This window comes from Mycolicibacterium canariasense (genome assembly GCF_002101555.1).
Classification (GTDB): Bacteria; Actinomycetota; Actinomycetes; order Mycobacteriales; family Mycobacteriaceae; genus Mycobacterium; species Mycobacterium canariasense.
This window is the reverse complement of sequence record NZ_LQOL01000063.1, coordinates 46,546-69,963: the sequence shown is the minus strand read 5'-3', so window position 1 is coordinate 69,963 and position 23,418 is coordinate 46,546. Positions and strand designations below refer to the sequence as shown.

Genomic DNA, 23,418 nt, shown 5'->3' with positions numbered 1-23,418 from the left:
TCCGGTCCGGTGATCGAACCAGCAAAAATGCGGAGAATTAAAACCGAGTCCTGGTTACCGATCTCTGACGCGGAAGGGCACCTTGATGTCCCGGGCGGCGCCGGCGGCGAGCGCGCGCCACGGCGACTCGGGCACGGTGGAGCCGTCGACGATGGGGGAGAACGGTGTGGGTGTCAGTGCCATTGGTCCCCAGGACTGCACGAACCGCGGCATCCGCGCCAGTAGCGCGTGGCTGGCGGTGACCAGGGTGTGCGGGGAGAAGCGTTGCAGTTCTGCGGCGCTCGGCTGTGTGTCGAGTTGCTCGGCGATCTGTGCCGACACTGCGGCGGCGAGTTGTTCGGTGAAGAAGGTGCCCGGCAAGCTTTGGATGATCGCGCGGTGGAACAGGCCGGCACGATCAGCCGCGGTGAGCAGTGCTGCAATGCTGCCTGCTCCAGCGGACTGGCCGAACAAGGTGACATTGGTGGGGTCGCCGCCGAAGGCGCTGATGTTGTCGTGCACCCAGTGCAGGGCGGCGATCTGGTCGAGCAGGCCGCGGTTGTTCGGGGCACCGGCGACATGGGCGAAGCCCTCAAACCCGACGCGGTAGTTCAGGCTCACCACGACGACGCCGGCAGCGGCCAGGATCGCTCCGTTCTGGTGCGGGTTGCCGGTGTGGCCTTCCAGGTAGCGTCCACCATGGATCCACACCATCACCGGCAAGCGCGCATCGCCGGGATCTGGTGACCACACGTTGAGGGTCAGCCAGTCGGTGTCGTGATCAGAATCTGGCGCATCGGCTTGAGGTGCCGGCGGACCGAACGACGCGACGTCGCGGACACCATCCCAGCGCTGCGCCGGCGCTGGCGGTGCGAAACGCAGTGCGCCCACCGGTGGTTGGGCATAGGGAATGCCACGGAAGACTGCGACTGTGTCCTCCCACCGGCCGCACACGGTTCCCGCTATCGCGCGTACCTCAGGGGTGGCCACGGCCCCATTTCATCACGATCGAGTGACCGCGTTCAGCGGTGAGAGTCAACAGTCTCTCGCTGACCTGACCGACCACCTCGAGAAGCCGACGCAGCGTTCGGCGACGTGGCGGCCAGCCTCAGCGCATAGGGAGTCTTGGATGGCGCTCGCCGCCGCAGCCATCGGGATCTGGGCAACCGGCCCCGGTGTCGGGCGCGGGACGACGCTGGCAAGATTGACGTGACAATTATTGGGGGTAGTGCCCGGGCAAATTTTGGGAGTGATGATGGCTCGGTGGGGGCGCGTGTCGGGGCGTCAGGCCGACCAGTACGACTGGATCAGCGCTTACCTGTACGACCGCGGTCTACAGCGGCTGTGGCGGGTGATGATCTTCACCGCCACCGTGCTGCTGGCGTCTTCGACGGCGTTGATGACCTTCAGCCCCCAGGGGCCCGGAACCCGGCTGACGACCATCGTCTGCTTCGTGGCGGCTGGATCGGCGACGGGCGCCGCGCTGCCTTTCCTCTTTCAGTGGCCGACGCGGCGGCAGTCGATGGGGTTCTCGATGACCTCAACCGCGACGATCGCCGCAGCTTGCCTGTCGTTCTCCAACCCCTATGTGGGGTTGATGGGCTGTACGACGTTTTCGGTGATCGGCGGGTTCGTCGCCTATTTCCACACCCGACGGGAGGTGGTTCTCAACGGCGCTGTGGCCGCGATCTGTGCCGCGGTGCTGGCCGGTCGTGTCGTCGCCGAGACGGGTGATGTCCATTTGGCGGCGGCGGCCGTCGCGATCGTGGCGGCGCTCAACATCGGCCTACCGTTCGGCGTCGAGTCGCTGGTACGCACGTTGCGCGTCGACCTGCGCAGCTCGGGCCGAGACCCGTTGACCGGTTTGCACAACCGACGGTCCTTCCACTACTCGGCCTACGAGCTGATGATGCGCCATCACGGCACCGGCGCCCATCTGATCATCACGATGATCGACCTCGATAATTTCAAGCAGCTCAATGACACCCAGGGTCACGCCGCCGGCGACGCCGCTTTGATCGGGGTGAGCGCCGCACTGGAGAAGGCATGCCGTCGCTCCGCGGTGGTCGGCCGGGCCGGGGGAGAGGAGTTCCTGATCGCCGATGTCGCCCGCCGGCCGGCGCCCGAGGCCCACGGCGAGCAGCTGCGCCAGGCGATCGCCGACATCCCGGCGCCGGTCACCGCGAGTGTCGGTACTGCCAGTGCACCGCTCGACGGCGACGCGGCCACCCCCAACCTACAACTCATCGACGACCTGATCCGGGCTGCCGACGACGCCATGTACCAGGCCAAGCGCGCCGGCGGAAACCGTTTTTGTCATAACGGACAGCTCTGACGACCGCTTCAACCGAAGACGCGTATTGAGCGTCAATCATGTTCTGCCTCAGGTTCAATCGAGAATGGGCATGGATCTGCAGTGGCACGCCCGGTAATTTTCTTGAAATCGGTGATGGGTCGTGGGCGACGCCGGCGATTTCTGCCATTGACGACACTGTCAGGCTATCCTGACACCATGCGTCAGGATAGCCCTGACGCATGGTGAAGGGTGGGGACCGTGGGCAAAGCGGTGATGGCTGTGATGTACTGCTCGTTCTGCGGGCTCGAATCGCGTCAGGTCAACAGACTGATCAGCGGTCACGGCGTATACATCTGCGGCGATTGCGTCACCAAATGTGTTGCGATTATGGAGGATCGGCCTGATCGTGACACGCTCCCGCTGCGGGATCGTGAGGATTACTCGGACGACGAATTGCTCGACGAGATCCCGCGCGTTGCCGCCACGACGGCCAATGTCGAGGCAGACCTGCGCGCCCGCGTGGACGAGCTTCGGCAGCGGGGCGTCGCGTGGTCGCGAATCGCCGCCGCGTTGGGCGTCGCGCGACAGTCGGCCTGGGAACGCTTCACCCACGATTAGCTGCGCTCGCACACTCCCAGACGAGAACGTCTGGGCGGGGACGGTGGGTTCACGCGTCACACCAGCACCGCACCGCCGTCGACCAAGAGCGAGGTACCGGTCGCCATCGGCTGCTCCATCGCATACACGTAAGCGAGCGCCACGTCGTCGGGTTCAGTGATTCGGCCCACCGGCAGCGTCGCGGCCACGCCGTCGTAGAAGGCCTGCTGCTCATCGGCCGGCATCGCCGACCACAGCGGGCTGCGGGTAACGCCCGGTGCGACGTTGTTCACCCGCAGCGGCGCGAGCTCCAACGCGAGTTGTCGCGTCAGCGCGTTCACCGCGCCGCAGATACTCGCCCCGAGCGCCCAACCCGGCCCTGGCCGCTGAGCGGCGTTGCCACTTGTCAGGACGATGGATCCGCCGCCGCGGATCCCGTCGCGCCCCACGATCACCCGGGCAGCGTTGATCGCGCCGACGTAACGGGTGTCCCAAAATGATCGGATCCGCTGGGCGGTGAGATCGGCGAGCATCGTCATTTCCAGGGGTTCACCAGCGGTGTAGACGAGGTGGTCGACGGGCCCATGGTCGTTCACCAGCGCCGCCAGGGAGGTGTCGTCCTGCACGTCGACGACGCCGCCTGCGGCGCCGCCGCCCAAATGGTCGAGAGCGTGGGCGACGCTTTCGGAGCGTCGCGACGCGACGACGGGGGCGCCGCCGCGTTCGAGCACGGCGCGCGCCACCGCGAGGCCGAGACCGGAGGTACCGCCGATGACGAGGACGCGTTGATCGAGAAGGGTCATGACTCGACGATCCGCGAACATCGACTCATCTGTCCAAGACCTTCTCGGCAGTACGGCGATACCCTGAAAGCATGAGCAGCTTGGCGGATGCCTCAGGGGACGTCGACCTGCGGAAGCTGCGATATTTCGTGGTCACCGCCGACACCCTCAACTTCGGACAAGCGGCCACCGCCCTGCACATCACGCAGCCCGTGCTGACCCGGCAGATTCGGGCGCTCGAAACCGAACTCGGCGTGGCAGTGTTCGAAAGGTCTTCGCGCGGAACCAGCTTGACCGAGGCCGGTGCGGCCTTGCTACCGGAGGCGCGGACACTGCTGCGTTCTGCTCAGGCGCTGAAGCGCCGCGCCCGACGCTCCACGCACGGCGCCGGGACGCTCGTCGTCGGCTTCATGCCAGGGGTCGTACCCACCCCACTCCTGAGGGCTTTGCGCGAGCGCTACCCGAACGTCTCGGTCGATGTCATCAGGACGTCATGGGACGACCAGGTCGAGGTAATCCACGATGGACGCGCCGATTTGAGCTTCGTCCGCCTGCCGGTGGACCGAACCGGTCTCGAGATTGTGCCCGTGTTCACCGAGCCACGGGTGGCAGTGCTGTCGCGCGCCCACGCGCTGGCCGGCCGCACCGTGCTCACCCTCGACGACCTGGTCGGACTGCCGCTGCTGCAGGATCCGGTCGCCGTGCCGGAACTGTTGGGGACTCGCGCAGCGGCCGATGCGCGCCCACAGCCCACCGTCGAGGAGAAGCTCGAGCGGGTCGTCATCGACGACGGATTCGTCATCGTGCCGGCGTCGACAGCCCACGCGTACCCCCGCCCCGACGTCGTGCTGCGCCCCGTCGACGGGTTGGCGCCCAGCGAGGTCGCGCTGGTCCGGTCCACGACGGCACGCTCCGACCTCCTCGACGCGGCGATGCGGGACGCGAAACGCTGGGATGTGTTGGTCCATGACGGCTAGCCACCCGAGTCCAGCGCCCTTCGTACGCCGAGGATGTGGAGCAGCGCCGGTCGTCAGCACATGGCCACGTCCCGCTCCGGAACACGGATAGCTGGGCGCAGGAGCCAGAATCGGCTAGCGGTGGATGCCGGTGGTGCGGAATCGGCTTCGATACGTACTGGGTGAGACCCCGAGAGCGCGCCGAAAGGCGCGTCGCATGGTGTCCGCAGACCCGAAGCCGGCACGGCGCGCGACGGCTTCCTGGCCGTGATCTCCGGTCGCCAGTAGGACTTTCGCCGCCTCGAGTCGTGCCTGTTCGACGAAACGGGCCGGAGTCAAGCCGACCTGATCGTGAAACATGCGTACCAGGTGTCGTTCGCTGACCGCAGCACGTTCAGCCATCGCCGCGATCGAATGGTCGGCGCCCGGATCGGCAACCACCGAGTCGAGGATCTCGCGAAGTCCACTCTCGACCGGCAGCGCAGCCTCGGTCCAGACGCTGAACTGGGCTTGACCGCCGGGGCGCTGCAAGAACACCACCATCCAACGTGCCACCCGCCGGGCCACGTCGGGACCGTAATCGCTTTCCACCATGGCCAGGCCGAGGTCGATCCCCGCGCTGATTCCTGCCCCGGTGATGTACGGCCCGTCCTGGACGAACAGCGAGTCCGGCACCACTTCGATCTCGGGATATGTACGTGCCAGCTCCTGGCAGTGCGCCCAATGCGTGGTCGCGCGGCGGCCGTCCAGCAGGCCGAGCGCGGCCAGCACGAAGGCGCCGGTGCACACCGAGGCGACCCGCCGGGCCCGCGGTGCCAGTAAACCCACCATCTGCAATGCCGCCGCAACGACGTCCGGAGTCTGCTCTTCTGGGATATCGTGCTCGCCGGGCGTGAACGAGAAGTCGGGCGGCACGCCGCCAGGGACGATCAGTGTGTCGATCCGGTCGGGCACCTCGGCCAGCGACATATCGACCTGTAATGAGACGAACGACGTCGTGTCGACGGCATCGCCTGTCGGCGAGGCCAAGATCACCCGGTACTGCGCTCCGAAATCGTTTGCCCGGGCGAATATTTCGAGTGGCGCGGCGACATCCTGCAGCGTCACTTTGTCGTACAACGCGAACACGACGATCTTGGGCGCCTTGGATCCCCGCGCTTTCGCGGGTTGGCGCCCTGCGGCGGGTAGCCGCGCTGAGCTGCGCGTGTCCGGCACCCGGTGATGTCCTTTCCTGGCCCCCAGCCGAGGTGACAGTCAACGTAGCGGCAGACGGGTACGACGGCAATGGGGGCGGAGCCCAGGGCAGGGCCAAGTCCGGAATTGCGCTATTCGTGTCCGGACCTGACGGGCGGAGCAATCCACCTGTAACACCGCTGAAACCCACTGGCACAAAGCTTATTTCATCGTAGCTCGCTCCGGAGACGAAGCGAGCCATCCCCCAGATTCAGAGAAGGTGCGCCATGGATTCTCGGACAGCCTTGACGCTGAGCATCGGCGTGCTTGGCGGCGTGGCAGTCGCATTCACTGCTGAAGTCATCACAGTGCCCATCTGGGTGGTGTTCCTGGCCTGGGCAGCATTCTTCTTCGTCGGAGGAGGCGTGGCAGGCTGGGTCCGTTCGGTCTCGTCGAATCTCGTCGGTGTGGTGATCGCTTCCGCCAGCCTGTATGCCGCCCATCTGATGGGCGGCACCCTGCTGGTCACCGCCGTCGCCGTCGGCGTCGGCAGTGCAGTCATGGTGCAGGCATCCTGGGTGCCACTGCTGGCCACCACCCCGGCCGTCGTCGTCGGATTTGCCTCCACGGTGTCGACGGTCGCCGGGCGGGGCAATGACATCACCGTGACCACCATCTCGCACCCCGGCCTGGTCGCCGCCGGGGCCTGCGTCCTCGGCGCATCGTTCGGTTTCCTCTCCGAATACCTCGCGACGGTCATGACCACGAAGTCCGCAGTGACCCCGTCCACAGAAGGAAGCCCTGCCTGATGAAACTGCAGCACTATCTCGGCGGCCTCGAGGGATTGCCCGAGCCGCTCACCCTGGAGAAGCGAGTCTTCGTCGAGGACTGGGAGAAACGGATCTTCGGCATTCATGTCGCGATGATGGGATTGTCGAACCACCTCAGCAAGGCCTTGCCGGAGTATCCCATCGATGAGGTGCCCACCGCGTTCCAAGACGAGTGGACATGGGCCGACCTGCGCACCGGCGCAGAGGCGATGAACCCGTTCGACTACTTCAAGTTCCGCTACTACGAGAAGTGGTTGGGTGGCATCATCCAGTTCTTCATCGACAAGGGCTATGTCACCGAAGAGGAACTCGCCGACCGGATTGCCGAACTCACCCCGGCAGCAGGCCGGGACCTGCCGGCCATCGACGATCAGGTGATCGCCTATCTGCGCCTCGGCGACAGCCCACGCCGCGACGTCGCGCACCCCAAGTTCGCGGTCGGCTCGCAGGTGCGTATCACCAACGTCGCTGCCGATGCGCACAGCCGACTGCCGGGATACCTGCGTGGGCGGGTCGGCGTAGTGGAACGGGTCTTCGAGGGCGACTACGGCTACTTCACCAATACCGGCGACGGGATCGGTGACCCGATGCCGATCTACATCGTCGAATTCGACCCGGGTGAAATCTGGGGTCCGCGCGCCGAGGGCGGCCCGCTGAAGCTCTACGCCGAGCTGTTCGAAGCCTATCTGGCGCCGATCGAGGAGGAAGCATGACCGGCCAGTTCGCCTACCCGCCCGACCGCGAGGAGATCAGCTCCAAACAGGTGGCCGCCTTGGAGGCGCTGCTCATCGAAAAGGGCGTGATCACACCGCAAACCGTCGACAAGGTGCTCGCCTACTTCGAGACGGAGATGACCCCACTCAACGGCAAGAAGATCGTCGTCAAGGCTTGGACCGATCCGGAGTTCGCCGCCAAGATCGTGGTCGACACCCCCGCGGCCGTCGCCGAACTGAACCTGCCCGAGGGTATGGCCGGTGCCGAGGGTGAGCACCTACAGGCCGTCGCCAATACGCCCGGGGTGCACAACCTGGTGATCTGCACGCTGTGCTCATGCTTCCCGTGGCCGGTGCTCGGTCTGCCGCCGTACTGGTACAAGGATCCGACATTCCGGGCGCGGGCCGCGCGGGAACCACGCAAGGTGCTCGCCGAGGTCGGAGTCGATCTGCCGGCCGATACCGAAATCAAGGTATGGGACTCCAGTGGCCACTCGCGATGGTTCGTCATCCCTGAAAGGCCTGCGGGCACAGATGATTTCACTGACGAGATGCTGATGGATCTGGTGACCACCGAGTCGATGATCGGCGTGGCGTTGGCCGGTCCCGCGTCATGAGGCTGCACGAGACCTGCACCACCGACCAGGCTGCCCCGCAGTTCGACCACGAATGGCAGCGCCGGGCATTCGGGTTGGCCCTCGCGCTCTCGGAGTTCCGCCACTACCCGTGGAGTGAGTTTCAGCAGACCCTGATCGCGACGATCGGGGAGTGGGAAGCCACCCCGGAACCTGAACGGGGGGAGTGGGAGTACTACGACCACTGGGTTGCGACGCTCGCGAAGCTCGTCGACCGCCACGAGCTGCTGACCGCCCCGCTGCTCACCGACGCCAATGACCACGCCATCGCCCACGACCACGACCACGAGAACTGCGAGGACCACTGAGATGACCGATGCCAACCCCGCCCTCGGTGCGCCACTCGCCGACCTGCGTGCAGCAGCTACCAGCCTGGCCGTACCGGTCCGGCTGGCCGTCCTGACCCTGCTCGCGCTCATCGCCTACTACTTCGTCGGCTACGACCAAGGCGCCGTGTCCGTGTTCGGTTCGGACACCCATGTTCACGAGTTCGTGCACGATGCGCGGCACCTGCTCGGGTTCCCGTGTCACTGAACGTCGAATTGCCGCCCATGCTGCGGTATCTCGTGCCCGGTGTGGTCGGTGGCGTCGTCAGTTTCGCGTTCAGTCGCGTGATGATCGAGCCGTTAATCAGTTCGTCCGTGGACTACGAAGGGCAACGCGAGCACGCGCAGGCCCAGCTCGCCGGAAGCGATCACGAGCACGGGCACGAGCTTTTCACTCGGTCGGTCCAGGAGAACTTCGGTGCCGCGGTCGGAATCATCGCGATGGCGGTCGCGATGGGTGTGCTGTTCGCAGTGGCCTACACCGTGCTCCGCACTGTGCTCATCCGGCGCGGCTTCGCCCCCGACTCCACGGGCCTGGCCCTGGTGCTTGCGGGAGGAATGCTCGCGGCGATCAACGTGGTGCCCGGCCTGAAGTATCCGCCGAACCCGCCGACCGTCGGCCTGGAAGAAACCATCGGTGCCCGAAGTTCGGCGTTCCTGACGATCACCGTGATCGCGGTGGTGGGCGCGTGTGTAGCCGTGGCAGTCGGCCTGGCGTGGTCGCGTCGGTGGGGAAGTTGGCCGGCTGCTGCCGTCGCGTCCGGCGGATACGGCTTGGTCATACTGGTGGCCTTCGTGTGGTTGCCCAGTTTTCACGAGGTGCCCGGACCGATATCGGGGCCCGTCGGCGTGCTCGTCGAGGGCTTCCCGGCCGAGGTGTTGGGGGAGTTCCGGGCCTATTCGGTGCTGAACCAGGCATTGATGTGGCTCACGATCGGGGCGACCTGGGCATGCCTGTCGGCGATATCCGACGGGCGGCGTGCAGGCGCACGACGGGAGAATGTCATTTCGCGAGGGTTGCCGGGGTCATCTCGGTGAGCACGTTGAAGTCGAACCCGTCCGCCTCGGCCAGATACGTTCTGGGGGCGGTGTGTCCGGCATCGAGGCGCTGTACGCCGCGAGCGCATTCGTATACCAGCGAGTTCGACAGCGTGGTCAACAAGTTGACATCGAGGGTGCCCGCTGTCCGCGCGAGGGCCGCCAGCAGATGCAATCCCTCGTAGCAGGATTCGCCCATCGTCCCCACCAAAGGGGCGTCGACGCCGAACCGGCGGGCATATCGCCCGACGAACTCGAGGCTGTCGGAGGTGCACAACGACGAGAAATAGCCGGCGCCGACATACAGGTCGCGGCAATTGTGGTCGCCCGCGGCCAGGAGCATGTTCTCGTCCATCAGCGGCGTCAGGCGTACCGCTTTGGCGTCCAGTTCGCGTTCGGCATACTGCCGGTGAAACTCGACGGCGTCCTGTCCGACCAGCAGGACGACCACCGCCGTGGCGGTCGAGCGCTCGAGCCGGTCAAGGTGTGCGTCGAAGTTCGACGTGCCCAGCGGAACGTATACCTCGTCGACGAGGGAGCCGGATCCTGTCGTCGCGAGATGCTCTCGGATGGTGTTCGCCGTCCCGCGTGGCCACACATAGTCGTTGCCGACCAGTGCCCAGCGGCGGATGCGCCGCTCCCCGGTGAGCAGCGTCATCGCGGGTAACAGCTGCGTCTCCGGCGTCTCGCCGGTGACGAAAACGCCCGGCCGCCGCTCGCCACCCTCGTACAACGAGTTGTAGATATAGGGAATCGCGCCGCCGATGGCCGACGCCAGTGCTTCCCGCACGGTGGAGGTGTGTACACCTGCGACCGCTTGTATCCTGCCTGCCATGGCGAGTTCAAGCACCTCCGCTCGAACTTTGTGCACCTGCGCACCGCCGTCGACGTGCACGAGTTTGACTTCGCGGCCGAGTATGCCGCCATCGCGATTGATCTCCTCGGCAGCCAGCTCCGCACACAGCTGCGCCGACGGACCGATGATCCCGAGTGGTCCCTGCAGCGGGTTGACCACGCCGACGACCACGGCGTCTGACTCCGTGCGTGCGTTGCTGTTCATGCGGCCCATCTCCACCACCAGGTCGGGGCTGTCGTTCGATTACCCTGAACCACCAGCTACGGTAATCCACGGCGGGAGGTAACGACAGTTGGGAACCGTGGGCCAAGCTGCGCTGGCGTTGAGCGCGATCCAGAACTCGCTGCTGGAGCGAGTCCGTGAGGTGCTCGCCGCAGGGGGCTGCACCTTGGAGGAGTGGCGGATTCTAGAGTGTCTCAAGGGCTCTGGAGCACTCGCCATGTCGGAGATCAGCGAGACGACATCGATTCCGCCGTCGGCGCTCACGAAGATCGTCGACCGCATGGTGGCCAATAACCTGGTGTATCGCCGGACGGACACCGTCGACCGGCGCAAGATCAATCTCCGGCTGACATCGCGTGGGGCCAGTTCCTACCGTCATTTGGCCGAAACCGTCGATCGCTGCGACCTGCTGTACGACCAAGATCAGCTGCAGAAGCTGACGGCGTTGTGTGACTTGGCGCGCGATGTGGCGGATTCCGCCCCGAAAAAGGGCGGGATCCCCGCCTAGGGACGCCGCCGGGCTAGCTCACCCGGCATAAATCTCGTCGTAGATCGCTGCGATGTCCTCGGCGTCGGGGACAAGCGGATTGTTGGCCGGGGACCCCGAAGCCAGGGCCTGCTCCGCCATGGTCGGGATGAGCCGATCCCAGTCGGCGCGAGAGATGCCATAGTGCTGGGGTGTCGGCACTGTCAGGTCGCGGCATAGTTCGGATACTCCCTCGCCGAACTTCGCCGCGGCGACTGAGCTCGGATCGTGTTCCGTGGCCAGACCCATGGCACGGGCACAGTCGGCGTACCGGTCGGCGGCGCCGTCGATCGAGTACCGTGTCACTGCGGGAAAGAGCATGGCGTTCGAAAGGCCATGTGCCACGTGAAAATGCGCGCCGATCGGCCTGCTCATGCCGTGGATCAGGGCGACGCTGGAGTTCGAGAACGCCATTCCGGCCTGCGTGGCCGCGATCATCATGGCCGCCCGCGCTTGCTCGTCGCTCCCGTCGGTGACCACCCGCCGAATGTTCTGACCGATCGCTCGGATGGCAAGCAGGCGAAGTCCGTCGGAGAACGCGTTGGCCTTACGGCTGACGTACGCCTCGACGGCATGGGTGAGTGCGTCGATACCGGTGTCTGCGGTCAAACGGGCCGGCATCGACATGGTGAGGCGGTAGTCGATGATCGCGGCGATCGGCAGGAACGACGGTCCGATGCAGAGCATCTTCTCGTCGGTGGCACTGTCGGTGATGACGGTGAACTGTGTGGCCTCCGATCCGCTGCCGGCCGTGGTCGGGATCGCCACGATCGGGAGGGCGGGACCGGTGTAGACGTTGGGCGCCTTGAACTCTCGCATCGGCTTGTCGTTGACGCCCAGCACCGCCAGCGCCTTGGCGGTGTCCATCGGGCTGCCCCCGCCGAAACCGACGACGCTGTCGGCGCGATGTGCAGCCAGCGCCGACATGGCGGGGGCCAACGAATCCGTGGTCGGGTCGGGCACGGTGTCGGAGTACACGGCGACGATCGCCCCGGCGGCTTCCAGCGACGCGACGAGTTTGTCGACCTGGCCGGTGCCGGCCAGGAACGTGTCGGTCACTATCAGGGGCCGCCGGCCGCCGAGGTCGCTGAGCACTTCACCGGTCTCGTCGAGGGAACCGCCGCCGATCCTCATGGTTCGCGGCACTGAAATGGCATGTGTCACTTGTGTCATAGGTGTCCTCGATCTCGATTGCTGACTCGGTTCATGCGATTCGGACAAACGGCCCGGCCGACCGGCAGGCGAAGCGGTATCAGCTTCTCGGGCGAATATGCACCAGTCACCCGGCAGATTCGCACGTTGCCCGTGCAGATCTGCACGGCCAAGACGGGGGCTGTGGAATCTGCCGACAACCTTCGCTATCTGCTCGAGGTGACGCGCTCGGGCTCACCGCAAGATGCCGCACGACGTCTCGGGGTGGACCGCACGACGGTGAGTCGCCGCATCGCAAGCCTCGAACGAGCGTCAGGAGATCGCCTGTTCGATCGCTCCGGCGGCGCCTGGCAGCTGACCGACGCCGGCAGGCGAACGCTGCCGCACGCCGAGGCGATCGACGCGGCCGTCGTATCGGCTTTTCACGATTCCGAGCGGCATCAGGGCCTGCGCGGACAGTTACGGATTGTCGCGTCCGATGGGTTCGGGGCTTATCTGCTGACCCCCGGTCTACGACCCCTGATCGACGAACATCCCGACCTGGAGATCGCCGTGGTCACCGCCACCGCCCATGGTGTGCTCACGATGCGCGATTTCGATCTGGCCATCACTTTGGAGGAACCATCGCCCCATGCGGGCGCGGTACGTCCGCTCGCCGACTACGAGCTGGGCCTGTACGCGGCCTCGGCGTACGTCGGCGACCACGCCGAGGTGCGCAGTCTCGGCGACCTCGCTTCGCACGTCGTCGTCTGGTACGTCGAGGCCTTGCTCTATGTTGCCCCGCTGCGGTTTCTGGGCGGACTCCTACCGGGCATCCGTGCCCGCGTGCAGACCACCAACATCACCGGGCATCACCACGCGGTTCGCGCCGGTTTGGGTATCGCGCCTCTGCCCACCTATATCGGCGATGCCGACGACACGCTGACTCGCTTGCTGCCAACGGAATTCGCCGTCACCCGGCGCTACTGGGAGGTTGTTCCACGGGAGATATCGCGGCAGGGGCGCGTGCGTGCGGTGCGCGCTCTATTGGACGACTTGGTCCTGACGCATCCCCAGTTGAGACCGCCGAGGCGCCGGTCAACCCCCGATGAAGCCGGGCGGAAATAGTTCTCACAGATGTAAATCAGCTGTTCAGCGTAGTAGGCGTAACATATCAGAAACATGACGAGAGATCGTTAACACAAACGTAACGTAGATGCCTTCAGTGCTGCCCGCTTGACTGGCTAGCGTGTGCTTTCGATCACGAGCGGATCGGGACGCAGATTCCCGACCGGAAAGGTTCACACGTGAAAGACATTCAGGTCGCGGCCATTCAGTTCGAGCCGACACTGTTCGACAAGGCGGGCAACATCGAACGCGTCGCAGAGCTGGTCACCCGCGCGGCCGCCGGCGGCGCCACACTGATCACCGCTCCCGAGATGTGCACCACCGGCTACTGCTTCTTCGACCAGAACGAGGCCGAACGGATGGCCGAGCCGGTGCCCGGTCCCACCACAGAACGCTTCGCACAAATCGCCCGTGAACACCAGTGCTACATCGTGTTCGGGATGCCGGAGCGTGACGAGGAGACCGGCTTGCTCTACAACGCTGCGGCGTTCGTCGGTCCCGAGGGGCTCATCGGAAAACACCGAAAGACGCACGGGTACATCGCAGAACCGAAGTGGGCTGCCCCTGGAAACCTCGGGCATCAGGTATTCGACACCGAGATCGGGCGCATCGCCGTGCTCATCTGTATGGACATCCACTTCGTCGAGACCGCACGACTGGCCGCGGTGGGCGGTGCCGAGGTGATCTGCCATCTCAGCAACTGGCTGGCCGAACGAACCCCGGCGCCGTACTGGATCTCCCGAGCCTACGAAAATGGTTGCTACCTCATAGAAAGCAATCGGTGGGGCTTGGAGCGGGGCGTCCAGTTCAGCGGTGGGAGCTGCATCGTCGCACCTGACGCCACCATTCTCGACCAGATCGATTCAGGTGATGGGCTCGCCACGGCGACCATCACCGTAGACGCTGCACGCACCGATTGGGCAGATCGTCGTGCACTCCGCGCGCGGCGGCCAGAACTCTACCGTCAGTTGCAGATCAACAGCTACCTGTGGAATCCGAAGGACTTCTTCGGTCTCTACGGACACCGCCGACTGCCCGAGGGCAAGCTGGCGACAGTGGCGGTGGCACAATTCGCTCCGGCGTCCGATGTCGACGCCAATCTCGCCACGATCAGCCGGCTCTTCAGATCGTCTGTCACCGAACGCGGTGCAGAACTCGTCGTCTTTCCGGAGTTGTCGCTGACCAACCGGGCGGTGACGCTGCAGGATCCAATCGTAGAACAACTCATGCAGGCGGCCAGTGCGGCGTCGGCATGGCTGGTCGTGGGTTTCGCAGAGTCCGACCCCGTCGATGGCCGGCAGTACAACTCATTGGTCCTGATCGGTCCAGACGGCATCGAAGCAGTGCACCGCAAGATCCACCTCCGGGATGGTGAACGTGCCCTGTTCGACGCGGGGTCGGCCTGGACCTATGCAGACATCCCGCTCGGCCGCGTCGGATTACTGCATGGCGACGATCTTCTGTTACCGGAATCCGGCCGGATCCTCGCCCTCAACGCCTGCGATGTCATCGCAGGAAGCGCCGATAATCGCGAACGAATGATGATGGGCCACAACGGAAGCAAAGTCGGTCAGAGCTATCCGATCCCGACCGGGCCGTCGTTGACACACTGGCACCACATGCGCGTGCGGGCAGGTGAAAACAACGTCTACCTCGCGTTCGCGAACACCGTGGACACCGACGGAGGAGGTGGATGCTCGGGTGTGTTCGGTCCGGATACCTTCGCATTCCCGCGTAATGAGCAGGTGTTGGCCGGCCAGGAGGGCGTGGCCGCCGTGCGCATCGACACACGCGACGCGGCGTCGGTCTACCCATCGAACGTGGTCCGCCGCAAGGATCTCGTCACCATGCGCTTGCCGCACTGGTACGGCGCGCTGTCGGGACCTGACGCGCGCGAGCGTGACGCCGACAACGGGTTCGAGCACTGGCGCGTTCAGGAACCCCGCCACGCAGTGATCTCCTAACCCCGGTGCCTTACGGGTGTGGACGCCCGCCCATGGCGTCCACACGGACCCGTCGTGTCTTCTCATGCCGACGGTCGGTACGTCACACCCCAAGGGGTGTCCACACGAAGAAGGTGAATTTTTGTCCCTCAAGAGCTATTTCCAAGGCCCTGCAACGAGTCTCGACGAGCAGGTCGAGAGTTATGCGACCACGCGCGTGCCCGATGATCAACGCTGGCGACGCCCCGCCGTGCTCCTCGTCCTGAGCGGCAACATCACGGCGATGTTCTGGTTCGCCCTTGGTGGCCAGATCGGCTTCCTGGTGGGTTGGCCGATGTTCCTGATTCCCGTGGGCTACATGGTGATCGGTGCAACGATCATCGGTGCGCTGGTCATGCGCATCGCCAGCCAGGAGGGCCTGTCGCTCACCCTGTTGTCGCGGGGCCTCGGCTTCGGCGCCAAAGGCTCGGCGATCGCCTCCATCGTGTACGCCGTCAACTACGTTTTCTACTTCGTCTTCGAGGGCAGCATCGTCTCACACGGACTGAGTCACCTCCTGGGCATCCCGATCGACTCGGCACAGGCGACCATGGTCTTCGCCGTGATCGCTGCAGCAGCACTGTATTTCTCGTGGCGTGGAATGCACTCCATGAATCTGCTGCAACGTTTCGGGCTGCCGATCTTCCTCATCCTGTTCGTGATCGGCATGGTGATGCTGGCCAATGGCTACGTACTGGTGGGCCCCGGGGAGTGGGCGGCGCAGGGTGGGCTGACCGCAACGTCGATGTGGCAGGCGATGAGCCTTGCCAACGGGCAGGTGGTCTTCCAGGCATTGATCGCGACCGACTACGGCCGATTCGTCAAGCGTTCGGTCGGCTATGCCGGTACTGCGGGCCTCATGTTCGTCGAACTGGCCATGATCGTGATCGTCATGGTGTTCGGTGTCCTGCTGGGCTTCACCATGCTCGGGCACTTCGAGGGCACGGATGCGGAGCGACAGCTCTCGGCGACCGACCCCGGCCTGATCTTCGCGGTCGTGATGGGAGTCTTGGGAGTTGTCTTCGCCGTCATCACCCAGGTCCGCATCAACGTCATGAACCTCTACTCCGGTTCACTGGCGCTGTCCAATGCATGGGATGCGCTGGCGTCCAGACGGGTTGGCCGCCAGTGGTGGATGGTGGCGTTGTGCGTCGCCGGCATCGCCTGCTACCCGGTGAACATCCTGCAATACACCGGGGAATTCCTCGCGGTCACCGGGATCATGACCAACACCTGGATCTTCATCCTGCTCAGCGACTACTACGTGTGCCGAAAGCTGCTCAACTTGGCTCCGGCCACCGATATCGAGTATCGAGACGGATTGGTCAAGGACTGGAACGTGTGCGGAATGGTGGCACTCGGGTCAAGCCTGCTGGTCGGAGCGCTCGGTGTAGCCGGGTTGTACCCGATGTACCTCGCATCGTTTGCCGCCATGCTGCTCGGCCCGGTGATCTACATTCCGCTGACGATCGCCACTCAGGGCCGCCAGTACGGTGTACGGCTCGAGCGGTCCGCCGAGGTACGTCGAGAGTCCGGTGAGCAGATTGTCGACGGTGTATAGCCTTTGGCAACGCTTGCGACACCGGCCGAGTGATCCGCTCCCTGACGGAGCAGACCCGCCACCGGGGCGCCTTCGCTGATCCACTTCAGCGGAGGCGCCCTGCGCGCATCGGGTGAGAAAATCATGCCCGGTGACCCTGATCGACTGACCGAGGGTGGTCGGCCGCGTTTTCGATTGCAGCGCTCGACGTAATGCGGGTTCGCGGTGATCGCGATACCCGCCGCAGCCTCAGGGGTGGCGTCCGGTTATCCCAGCAGCACAACGTCTTTCTGCGAAATCACCCCGGACGCTGATGACCTGACCGTATTCCTTGGTCTCGCTGTTCTACCGTTCTGGCGAAGAGCAGCTGCCGGCTTCCTCTGAGCGGCCGTGCATCCGATCGGTGCTCGCGGCTCGTGCCGATTGGGGTTGACATCTCATTCTCCATGTGACCACGATTACAACAGCACATGATAGTGACTATCACAGAATGAGAGTGGTGGAGATGAGGGTGGCAATTCTCGGCCTCGGTGAGGCCGGCTCGCTGTACTCGGCGGGCTTCCAGGCCGGCGGCTGGCAGGTCAACGGCTTCGACCCGGCGGATGTGGCGACACCGGCCGGCGTCGACCGGTTCGACTCTGTCGCCGACGCCGTGCGCGACGCGCAGTTGGTCCTGAGCCTGACGAACGGAAAGGTCGCCGCCCGCGCGGCGGCCGATGCGGCACCGCATCTATCCGAGGGCGCGGTCTATGTGGACATGAACTCCGCATCGCCGGCCGTCAAGGCGCAGGTCGCCGACGCTGTCAGTGCCGCTGACGGTGTGCTGTTCGCCGACGTCGCAGTCATCGGATCGGTTCCGGCACATGGATCGAAGACGGCGCTGGTGATCAGCGGATCAGGGTCCGCGCGCGCGGCCGAGTTCTTCGCCGCGCTGGGCGCCCCCGTCGAGGACATCGCCGGGCGGCCCGGCGATGCATCGCGACGCAAGCTCCTGCGCAGCAGCTTCATGAAGGGACTCGGCGCTCTGATCGTCGAGGCCACCGAGGCCGGACGGGCCTCCGGCGCCGAGCAGTGGGTGCGTGATCAGATAGCCGCCGAACTCGCCGACGGCTATACCGGGCTCGATCGTCTGCACAGTGGCACGGTCAAGCACGCCCAGCGGCGTGCGATCGAGACCGTCGCATCGGTCGATTTGCTCGACGAGATCGGGGTGGCGCCGGTGCTTGCCAGGGCCGCCGCCGAAGTGCACCAGCGACTGGCCGACGCGGACGGTCGCTCGAACGAGGAACTTCTCGCCGCCTACGCAGGGCTGCCGGTCGCCAACATCGGTGATGGACGCGGTCGCATGGGCATGCTCGATTCGGGCATTCGCAGCCTGTGGAAAGGCGCTCGCGCCGTCGGGCGAGCACGTACCGTGTGGACGCGCGCAGGCGACAACAAGGTCCTTCACGAGGCTGTCGCCAAGGTTCGACCCGGGGAGGTGATCGTCATCAACGGCCATGGCGACCTCAACCGCGCGCTCATGGGTGAACTCATCGCCGAGCGGGCGCGCTCGAGCGGATGCGTCGGCATGGTCATCGACGGTGCCGCCCGCGATATCGACGCTCTCGCCGAGATCGGCTTCGGGGTCTGGGCCCGCGCAGTCAGCCCCGCCGGGCCCTACAAGGACGGACCGGGCCATATCGACATCCCGGTGGCCGTGGGCGGCGTCGTGTGTAACCCAGGTGACCTTGTCGTCGCCGACGATGACGGCGTCATTGTGGTGCCCGCTGCCGAAGCATTCACCAGCCTGGCCGCTGGGCGGGCTGTCGAGGCCGACGAAGCTCAGCGTCGTGCCGCCATCGTGGCCGCCAGGAGCGCATCGTGATCGCCGTCTGGGCGCTGGTCGCCTTCATCACCGCGATCGTCGTGTGGAACGCGGTGTTCAAGCGCAACATCGGTGAGGCCATGATCGTCGGCCTGCTCGCCGTCGCGGCCTTCGCAGGCGCCCATGCGCCCACCTACGTCTGGCACGGTTTCGTCGACTCCATCCAGGAAGAGGTCACCTTCGCCGGTCTGGCGTTCATCTTCATGAGCTTCATCCTGGCGAAAACACCTGTGCTGGACCGCCTGATCGACGTGCTGAACTCGTTTCTCGGCGGTCTGCGCGGGGGCCCGGTGTACACCTCGACCATGGCCGGCGGCATGTTCGGTGCGATCGCTCACGTCGGGGCCTCAGTGACCGCCGCCGTCGGATCCGTCACCGTGCCGTGGATGAAGCGTTCGGGTGTGAGTCCCGAATTGTCGGCTACCGTTGTTGCCGGGTGCGCCGGCATGGGCGTCACCTTTCCCTTCAGCGCGACGATGTTCATCCTCGTTGGTTCGACCACGGTCACCGGCCTGATGGAGCCCGACGAGATCGTGCTGCCGCTGGCGCTGGCGGGGCTGTGGTGCCTGGGCTACCGGCTGCTGCTGAACTTTTATCTGGTGCGTAAGAACGGTTTACAGCCCATCGCGGCCGAAGATCGGCTGCCCATCAAGACCAGCCTGCGCACCGGATGGCACTCACTGCTGCTGTTCATCCCGATCATCATCCCGCTGATGCTCACCCGTGGTCCGCTGGCCACCGAGCTCTCTGCCTACACAGATGTGGTCATGAGCAAGGCGATCAGCCTGGTGACCTGGATCCCGGTCCTGATGATCGCCCTGGTGCTCTTTCTCGGTCGTCGCCACCTGCCGCGCAGCGTCTCCGGTTGGTGGAAGGTGCTGGGGGACAGCGCACCTCAGTTCGGTGTCATCGGCGTCACCATCGTTGCCGCCTTCACCGCCTCCAATGTCCTGGCCGACCTCGGACTGCCCGCACAGCTGACCACGGTGCTCGAGCAGGTGTCGGCGCCGGCCTGGGCCATGGCCATCATCGTCGGGATCATCATCGTCGTCATCGCGATCCCGCTCACCGCATCGGCCACGATGGCCGCCGTCGGCGGGGTGGCGGTGGCCGCGCTCGTCGGCGTCGGGATACCCGCACCGATCGCTGCCACCGCTGTGCTGGTGTTCGCCTCCACCGAGGGTGCCTCGCCGCCGTCGGGTGCGCCGATCTACGTCGCGGCTGGTATCGCGCAGGTCGATCCGTCCAAGACCTTTCTGCCACTGCTCAAGTACTACTGCATCCCCATCCTTGGTGTCGGTGTGCTCATCGCCCTCGGCCTACTGCCCGTCGCCTGAACTACAGACAGGACAACGAAAATGATCAAATCAGTGATGTCGGCTCTCTTCCGGGTCAGCGTCGTGGTCTTCCTGGTCGGCGGTGCGGTCGTGGTGGCACTGCAGGCGGCGGGATTGGTCCTCGGATCCGGGGACTTCATCAACGCCATCTCCGACAACGTGGCGCCGTGGGCCTACGGAGCGGCCGGAGTGGCGGGTCTGCTTGCCTTCGCCATGTCGTACTTCCCGCACGGAGATGACAACGGCGCAACAGAGCGTCGGTCATCCGACCCGGTCCACGAACACGCGTGACTGTGAATACGTCGGCTGTGGGTCTGGGCACCCGGTATGCGGACCTACGCCGCCGTGATGACGGTGCCCCACCCGGTTCGAGCTGGGGAGTATTCGACAACCCGAACCGAGGCACCGCGAATTTTGCAGGCGCCGAACAGGTTCGATCTGCCGCGAACTCGGTGGGCCGCGGCGCCGTCTTCAGTCTCGACTACAGCCTGACTGCTTTCGATCCGCCGATGTCGCGGTCACGTTCTGCGCCGATACACACCATCACCTGCGCGCACGAGCAGTCCCGTGACGACTCGCTGAACGGGTTCTTTCTGCAGGCCAGCAGTCACCTAGACGGGTTACGACACCGCCGCGTAAGCGGATTCGGCTTCTATGACGGTACCCCCGACGAGGCCATCACGCCGAACGCCGCACCGTTGGGTGTGCACGCCTGGGCCGATGAACCCATCGTCGGTCGCGGTCTGCTGCTGGACATCGACGGACTCTTCTCCGACGAGGGCACTCCGCTGGATCACCGCGAAGGCCCGGCCATTGACGCCGGCGTGCTCGACCGTGCGGCCGCGCGGCAGGGGTGCACGGTGACACCGGGTGACCTGATCCTGGTGCACACCGGTTGGGCCAGCTGGTACCTCAACGCCGGCCCCGCTGATCAAGGTGATGTGCGAGAACGCCGATGCGCAACCGGATTCGCGCAGAGCCATGATCTTCTCGAATGGTTGTGGGACAACAGAATTGCGCTGTTCGCGACGGATACCTTCGCTGTGGAGGTGCTGCCCGTTCTCGACGGTAGCCCGTTCCTGGAGACGGCGCCCGAAGACCGCGGGATGATGCACCAAGAGTTGATTGCCAAACTCGGTGTCCCGCTGGGAGAACTGTGGAACTTGGAGATGCTGGTCGCCGACAGCCGCGAAACGGGAACGTGGGATGCCCTGGTCGTCGTGAAGCCACTGGCGCTGCTCGGAGGGGTCGGTTCGCCCTGCAACGCCACCGCTATCCGATAGTGACTATCGCACAGTGATACCGTTTTGGGGGCATCGAGAACGGTGAAAGGGGCCTGGCGACGTGCAGGGGGGACGCTGGCGAACCGCGTTGATCCTGCAAACATCGCTGGTCCAGGCCAGTTGGACCGGCGTCCGTCTGATGATCGGATACCGGGCGCTCGCCATGGGCGCCGACCCGCTGGACATCGGACTGTTGGCAGCATCCTTTGCGTTACCTGCGCTCCTGGGCGCACTGCCTGCCGGGCGGCGGTCGGATCAGGCGGGCGGGCCGATAGTCGCCTTGGCCGGCTTGGTCCTGGCGGTGATCGGCACGCTCGCCGCCCTGGTGATTCCCGGTCTCGTGGCACTGCTGGCTTGTGCCGGGGCGATCGGCCTCGGTCAAATCGTCATCATGATCGGCCAGCAGACCTTCGTCGCGCACGCCAGCGCGGACGGCGACAAGGACGCAGCGTTCGGGACGCTTACCGCGGCCGCCTCTGTCGGCCAGTTGATCGGTCCGCCCCTGGTGACCGTGGCGGCATCGGTGGCGCTGTTCGGTCGGGGAGCCCAACCGAACACATCGATCGGGCTCGCGGTGTGCGCTGCGCTGCTCGTTGTCGCCCTGCCGATCTACATACCGTTGCGTAACTGGGACCGCGGACATCCACGACCCAGCATGAATGTCGCTGCCTCGGGGCAGGTGACACAGCTTCTCAAGGTTCCGCAGATGTGGCGATCGCTCGTTGTGTCGGGTGCGATCCTGGTCAGCGTGGACATGATGTATGCCTTCGTGCCGGTCTGGGCGACCGATCGCGGGGTCAGCGCGACGGTGGTGGGACTGCTGCTCGCCCTGCGTGCCGCCGTTACCGTCGCGAGCCGGATCGGCTTGTCCCGCTTGGTGCAACGGTTCGGCCGTCGGCTGCTCATCACCGCGTCGATCGGGGCCGCAGTCGTCGGCCTGGTCGCATTGCCCTTCGTGGGGGCATGGGGCGCAGTCGGCGTCATGTTCGCCCTCGGCGTCGGTCTGGGCATTCCCCAGCCGCTGACGATGAGTTGGGTGACGTCGTTGACACCCGCGGGATCGCACGGCGTCGCGCTGGGGATGCGGCTGACATCCAACCGTGTCGCACAGACGAGTGTGCCGTTGGCGATCGGTGCGCTGGCGGGCCCATTCGGTGTGATCGGCATCTTCTGGGCGAACGCCCTCATCTTGCTCGGTGCCATGGGAGTCATGGCCAGTACGCGCCCGTCCGAGACGGGTACTGCATGATCACCGGTATGCGTGAACGGAGAACCGCATGACCGCGCCGGCGAGCAATATGCGCTCACTGGACCGGTCATTCGATCTACTGGACGTCTTGCAAGCTGCGAAACAGCCGATGAAGCTCGCCGATATCGCGCGGCGCAGCGGTCTACACATCGCCACCGCACAGCGCATCGTCAACGTGCTCGTCGCCCGCGGTTACGCGGCGCGGTCGAGCGACGGGTACACCGCCGGACCCGCTGCGCTCGCGGTCGCGCACGCCTACCTCGTCAGCAATCCGCTCAGCCTGCTCGCGCAACCGGTGTTGCAACAGCTCGCCACCAACACAGGATTCACGGCGTCGGTGTATGTCAGGGTCGAGCACAGTCGCGTGCTGATCGCCCGTGTCGAGAGCGAGCATCCGCTCAGTTACGTCCTGCCCGTCGGTGAACGACTGCCGTTACACGTCGGTGGGGCGGGCAAGATCATCCTCGCCGGGATGGCGCCCGACGAACGAGATGCCGCCCTGGGCGACATCGTCACCGTGCGACTCGCCGACGGCAGTTCGCTCTCGCGTGCCGAACTCGAGGCGCAACTGGATCAGATCGGCGAAGTGGGTTACGCAATCTCGGCGAACGAGCGTCTGGCCGGCATCGCGTCGGTCACCGCGCCGGTACGAGCGGCCGATGGATCGCTGCAAGCCGTCCTCGGCGTCACCGGGTCGGCCGACAGCATCAATGACGACACCCGCGCCGGACTTGTTGCCGAAGTACGCCGGGCCGCCGATGCTTTCGGGGCGCGGATACCAATGCAGAAGTAGATAGTCCAAGTCCGGTGCCGGCGACGGCAATCGGTGTGGACTTTCGGAGTTTGCGAAGACTTTGCTGTCCGGGAACTTTCCGGTGACGTGGTTCGTACTTGTAGTGACGGAGTTCCGACCACACAGAGAGCACAATGCGACGCGCCGAGCGCAAACCCCGAAGACCCCGCCGCCGACCC

At 65.3% G+C, this 23,418-nt stretch carries 24 protein-coding genes; 19 read left to right on the top strand and 5 right to left on the bottom strand.

Annotated features, from left to right (window positions below; genetic code table 11):
- Nucleotides 1-54: 54 nt before the first annotated feature.
- Nucleotides 55-969 carry a carboxylesterase family protein gene (locus AWB94_RS22900; protein WP_084395466.1) on the bottom strand — a complete coding sequence of 305 codons (915 nt, stop codon included), beginning with the start codon at nt 967-969 and terminating at the stop codon, nt 55-57.
- Between the two features lie 283 nt (nt 970-1,252).
- Here AWB94_RS22900 and AWB94_RS22895 point away from each other — a divergent pair, with 283 nt between their 5' ends.
- Nucleotides 1,253-2,314 (top strand): GGDEF domain-containing protein, encoded by a 1,062-nt coding sequence (locus AWB94_RS22895; protein WP_234811851.1) that lies wholly within the window; start codon nt 1,253-1,255, stop codon nt 2,312-2,314.
- Between the two features lie 219 nt (nt 2,315-2,533).
- A complete protein-coding gene (locus AWB94_RS22890; RefSeq protein ID WP_234811850.1) occupies nt 2,534-2,893 on the top strand; it encodes a ClpX C4-type zinc finger protein in 360 nt (119 codons plus the stop codon).
- A 56-nt stretch (nt 2,894-2,949) separates the two neighbouring features.
- Here the strand turns inward: AWB94_RS22890 and AWB94_RS22885 are convergent, their stop codons facing one another.
- Nucleotides 2,950-3,675, bottom strand: coding sequence for an SDR family oxidoreductase (locus tag AWB94_RS22885; RefSeq protein ID WP_062659356.1), 726 nt, complete (start codon nt 3,673-3,675; stop codon nt 2,950-2,952).
- A gap of 71 nt (nt 3,676-3,746) precedes the next feature.
- On the opposite strand from AWB94_RS22885, the gene AWB94_RS22880 reads away from it, so the two are divergent.
- Nucleotides 3,747-4,631: a LysR family transcriptional regulator gene (locus tag AWB94_RS22880; protein WP_062659355.1), complete on the top strand. Its 885-nt coding sequence runs from the start codon at nt 3,747-3,749 to the stop codon at nt 4,629-4,631.
- 114 nt (nt 4,632-4,745) lie between these two features.
- Here the strand turns inward: AWB94_RS22880 and AWB94_RS22875 are convergent, their stop codons facing one another.
- Nucleotides 4,746-5,744, bottom strand: a complete 999-nt coding sequence (locus AWB94_RS22875; RefSeq protein ID WP_109762579.1) for a GlxA family transcriptional regulator — start codon at nt 5,742-5,744, stop codon at nt 4,746-4,748.
- Nucleotides 5,745-6,070: 326 nt separating this feature from the next.
- Between AWB94_RS22875 and AWB94_RS22870 the strand changes: the two genes are divergently transcribed.
- From AWB94_RS22870 to AWB94_RS22845, 6 genes are read left to right on the top strand one after another with little or no spacing between them, the layout of a single operon-like run.
- Nucleotides 6,071-6,592 (top strand): DUF1097 domain-containing protein, encoded by a 522-nt coding sequence (locus AWB94_RS22870; protein ID WP_062659353.1) that lies wholly within the window; start codon nt 6,071-6,073, stop codon nt 6,590-6,592.
- Nucleotides 6,592-7,326, top strand: a complete 735-nt coding sequence (gene nthB, locus AWB94_RS22865; RefSeq protein ID WP_062659352.1) for a nitrile hydratase subunit beta — start codon at nt 6,592-6,594, stop codon at nt 7,324-7,326. Before AWB94_RS22870 ends, nthB begins: the two co-directional genes overlap by 1 nt.
- Nucleotides 7,323-7,943, top strand: coding sequence for a nitrile hydratase subunit alpha (gene nthA, locus AWB94_RS22860; protein ID WP_062659351.1), 621 nt, complete (start codon nt 7,323-7,325; stop codon nt 7,941-7,943). Before nthB ends, nthA begins: the two co-directional genes overlap by 4 nt.
- Nucleotides 7,940-8,269 (top strand): nitrile hydratase accessory protein, encoded by a 330-nt coding sequence (locus AWB94_RS22855; protein ID WP_062659350.1) that lies wholly within the window; start codon nt 7,940-7,942, stop codon nt 8,267-8,269. The genes nthA and AWB94_RS22855 overlap by 4 nt, the downstream gene beginning before the upstream one ends.
- The gene (locus AWB94_RS22850; protein WP_084395465.1) at nt 8,217-8,495 is read left to right on the top strand and encodes a CbtB domain-containing protein; all 279 of its coding nucleotides are present in this window, start codon (nt 8,217-8,219) and stop codon (nt 8,493-8,495) included. Before AWB94_RS22855 ends, AWB94_RS22850 begins: the two co-directional genes overlap by 53 nt.
- Complete coding sequence (locus AWB94_RS22845; protein WP_084395464.1) at nt 8,486-9,325, top strand: CbtA family protein; 840 nt, start codon at nt 8,486-8,488, stop codon at nt 9,323-9,325. Before AWB94_RS22850 ends, AWB94_RS22845 begins: the two co-directional genes overlap by 10 nt.
- On the opposite strand, the gene AWB94_RS22840 is transcribed toward AWB94_RS22845, so the two are convergent.
- Nucleotides 9,291-10,385, bottom strand: a complete 1,095-nt coding sequence (locus AWB94_RS22840; protein WP_201029616.1) for a substrate-binding domain-containing protein — start codon at nt 10,383-10,385, stop codon at nt 9,291-9,293. The genes AWB94_RS22845 and AWB94_RS22840 overlap by 35 nt on opposite strands.
- 97 nt (nt 10,386-10,482) lie before the next feature.
- Here AWB94_RS22840 and AWB94_RS22835 point away from each other — a divergent pair, with 97 nt between their 5' ends.
- Complete coding sequence (locus AWB94_RS22835) at nt 10,483-10,911, top strand: MarR family winged helix-turn-helix transcriptional regulator (protein WP_165605391.1); 429 nt, start codon at nt 10,483-10,485, stop codon at nt 10,909-10,911.
- A gap of 18 nt (nt 10,912-10,929) precedes the next feature.
- Here AWB94_RS22835 and AWB94_RS22830 read toward each other — a convergent pair whose 3' ends face one another.
- Nucleotides 10,930-12,093 carry an iron-containing alcohol dehydrogenase gene (locus tag AWB94_RS22830; protein WP_062659347.1) on the bottom strand — a complete coding sequence of 388 codons (1,164 nt, stop codon included), beginning with the start codon at nt 12,091-12,093 and terminating at the stop codon, nt 10,930-10,932.
- A gap of 141 nt (nt 12,094-12,234) precedes the next feature.
- On the opposite strand from AWB94_RS22830, the gene AWB94_RS22825 reads away from it, so the two are divergent.
- The 9 genes from AWB94_RS22825 (at nt 12,235) to AWB94_RS22785 (ending at nt 23,239) form a co-directional block, all read left to right on the top strand.
- Nucleotides 12,235-13,188, top strand: a complete 954-nt coding sequence (locus tag AWB94_RS22825) for a LysR family transcriptional regulator (protein WP_307188217.1) — start codon at nt 12,235-12,237, stop codon at nt 13,186-13,188.
- A gap of 179 nt (nt 13,189-13,367) precedes the next feature.
- A complete protein-coding gene (locus AWB94_RS22820; protein ID WP_064961387.1) occupies nt 13,368-15,152 on the top strand; it encodes a nitrilase-related carbon-nitrogen hydrolase in 1,785 nt (594 codons plus the stop codon).
- Between the two features lie 121 nt (nt 15,153-15,273).
- Nucleotides 15,274-16,731, top strand: a complete 1,458-nt coding sequence (locus AWB94_RS22815) for a purine-cytosine permease family protein (protein WP_062659346.1) — start codon at nt 15,274-15,276, stop codon at nt 16,729-16,731.
- A gap of 484 nt (nt 16,732-17,215) precedes the next feature.
- A complete protein-coding gene (locus AWB94_RS22810) occupies nt 17,216-18,577 on the top strand; it encodes an RraA family protein (RefSeq protein ID WP_062659378.1) in 1,362 nt (453 codons plus the stop codon).
- The gene (locus AWB94_RS22805; protein ID WP_062659345.1) at nt 18,574-19,914 is read left to right on the top strand and encodes a TRAP transporter large permease subunit; all 1,341 of its coding nucleotides are present in this window, start codon (nt 18,574-18,576) and stop codon (nt 19,912-19,914) included. The genes AWB94_RS22810 and AWB94_RS22805 overlap by 4 nt, the downstream gene beginning before the upstream one ends.
- A gap of 36 nt (nt 19,915-19,950) precedes the next feature.
- Nucleotides 19,951-20,205, top strand: coding sequence for a hypothetical protein (locus tag AWB94_RS22800; RefSeq protein ID WP_234811849.1), 255 nt, complete (start codon nt 19,951-19,953; stop codon nt 20,203-20,205).
- Nucleotides 20,206-20,423: 218 nt separating this feature from the next.
- The gene (locus AWB94_RS22795; RefSeq protein ID WP_234811848.1) at nt 20,424-21,197 is read left to right on the top strand and encodes a cyclase family protein; all 774 of its coding nucleotides are present in this window, start codon (nt 20,424-20,426) and stop codon (nt 21,195-21,197) included.
- Between the two features lie 61 nt (nt 21,198-21,258).
- Nucleotides 21,259-22,446: an MFS transporter gene (locus AWB94_RS22790; RefSeq protein WP_062659342.1), complete on the top strand. Its 1,188-nt coding sequence runs from the start codon at nt 21,259-21,261 to the stop codon at nt 22,444-22,446.
- Between the two features lie 28 nt (nt 22,447-22,474).
- Nucleotides 22,475-23,239, top strand: a complete 765-nt coding sequence (locus tag AWB94_RS22785) for an IclR family transcriptional regulator (RefSeq protein ID WP_062659341.1) — start codon at nt 22,475-22,477, stop codon at nt 23,237-23,239.
- Nucleotides 23,240-23,418: the final 179 nt, after the last annotated feature.

Bases quoted from the DNA above. Each gene is read 5' to 3' on its own strand.
- AWB94_RS22885 (WP_062659356.1), bottom strand. From the start codon at position 3,675: ATGACCCTTCTCGATCAACGCGTCCTCGTCATCGGCGGTACCTCCGGT.
- AWB94_RS22880 (WP_062659355.1), top strand. From the start codon at position 3,747: ATGAGCAGCTTGGCGGATGCCTCAGGGGACGTCGACCTGCGGAAGCTG.
- AWB94_RS22870 (WP_062659353.1), top strand. From the start codon at position 6,071: ATGGATTCTCGGACAGCCTTGACGCTGAGCATCGGCGTGCTTGGCGGC.
- nthB (WP_062659352.1), top strand. From the start codon at position 6,592: ATGAAACTGCAGCACTATCTCGGCGGCCTCGAGGGATTGCCCGAGCCG.
- nthA (WP_062659351.1), top strand. From the start codon at position 7,323: ATGACCGGCCAGTTCGCCTACCCGCCCGACCGCGAGGAGATCAGCTCC.
- AWB94_RS22855 (WP_062659350.1), top strand. From the start codon at position 7,940: ATGAGGCTGCACGAGACCTGCACCACCGACCAGGCTGCCCCGCAGTTC.
- AWB94_RS22850 (WP_084395465.1), top strand. From the start codon at position 8,217: ATGACCACGCCATCGCCCACGACCACGACCACGAGAACTGCGAGGACC.
- AWB94_RS22840 (WP_201029616.1), bottom strand. From the start codon at position 10,385: ATGAACAGCAACGCACGCACGGAGTCAGACGCCGTGGTCGTCGGCGTG.
- AWB94_RS22810 (WP_062659378.1), top strand. From the start codon at position 17,216: ATGAGGGTGGCAATTCTCGGCCTCGGTGAGGCCGGCTCGCTGTACTCG.
- AWB94_RS22800 (WP_234811849.1), top strand. From the start codon at position 19,951: ATGTCGGCTCTCTTCCGGGTCAGCGTCGTGGTCTTCCTGGTCGGCGGT.
- AWB94_RS22795 (WP_234811848.1), top strand. From the start codon at position 20,424: ATGTCGCGGTCACGTTCTGCGCCGATACACACCATCACCTGCGCGCAC.
- AWB94_RS22785 (WP_062659341.1), top strand. From the start codon at position 22,475: ATGACCGCGCCGGCGAGCAATATGCGCTCACTGGACCGGTCATTCGAT.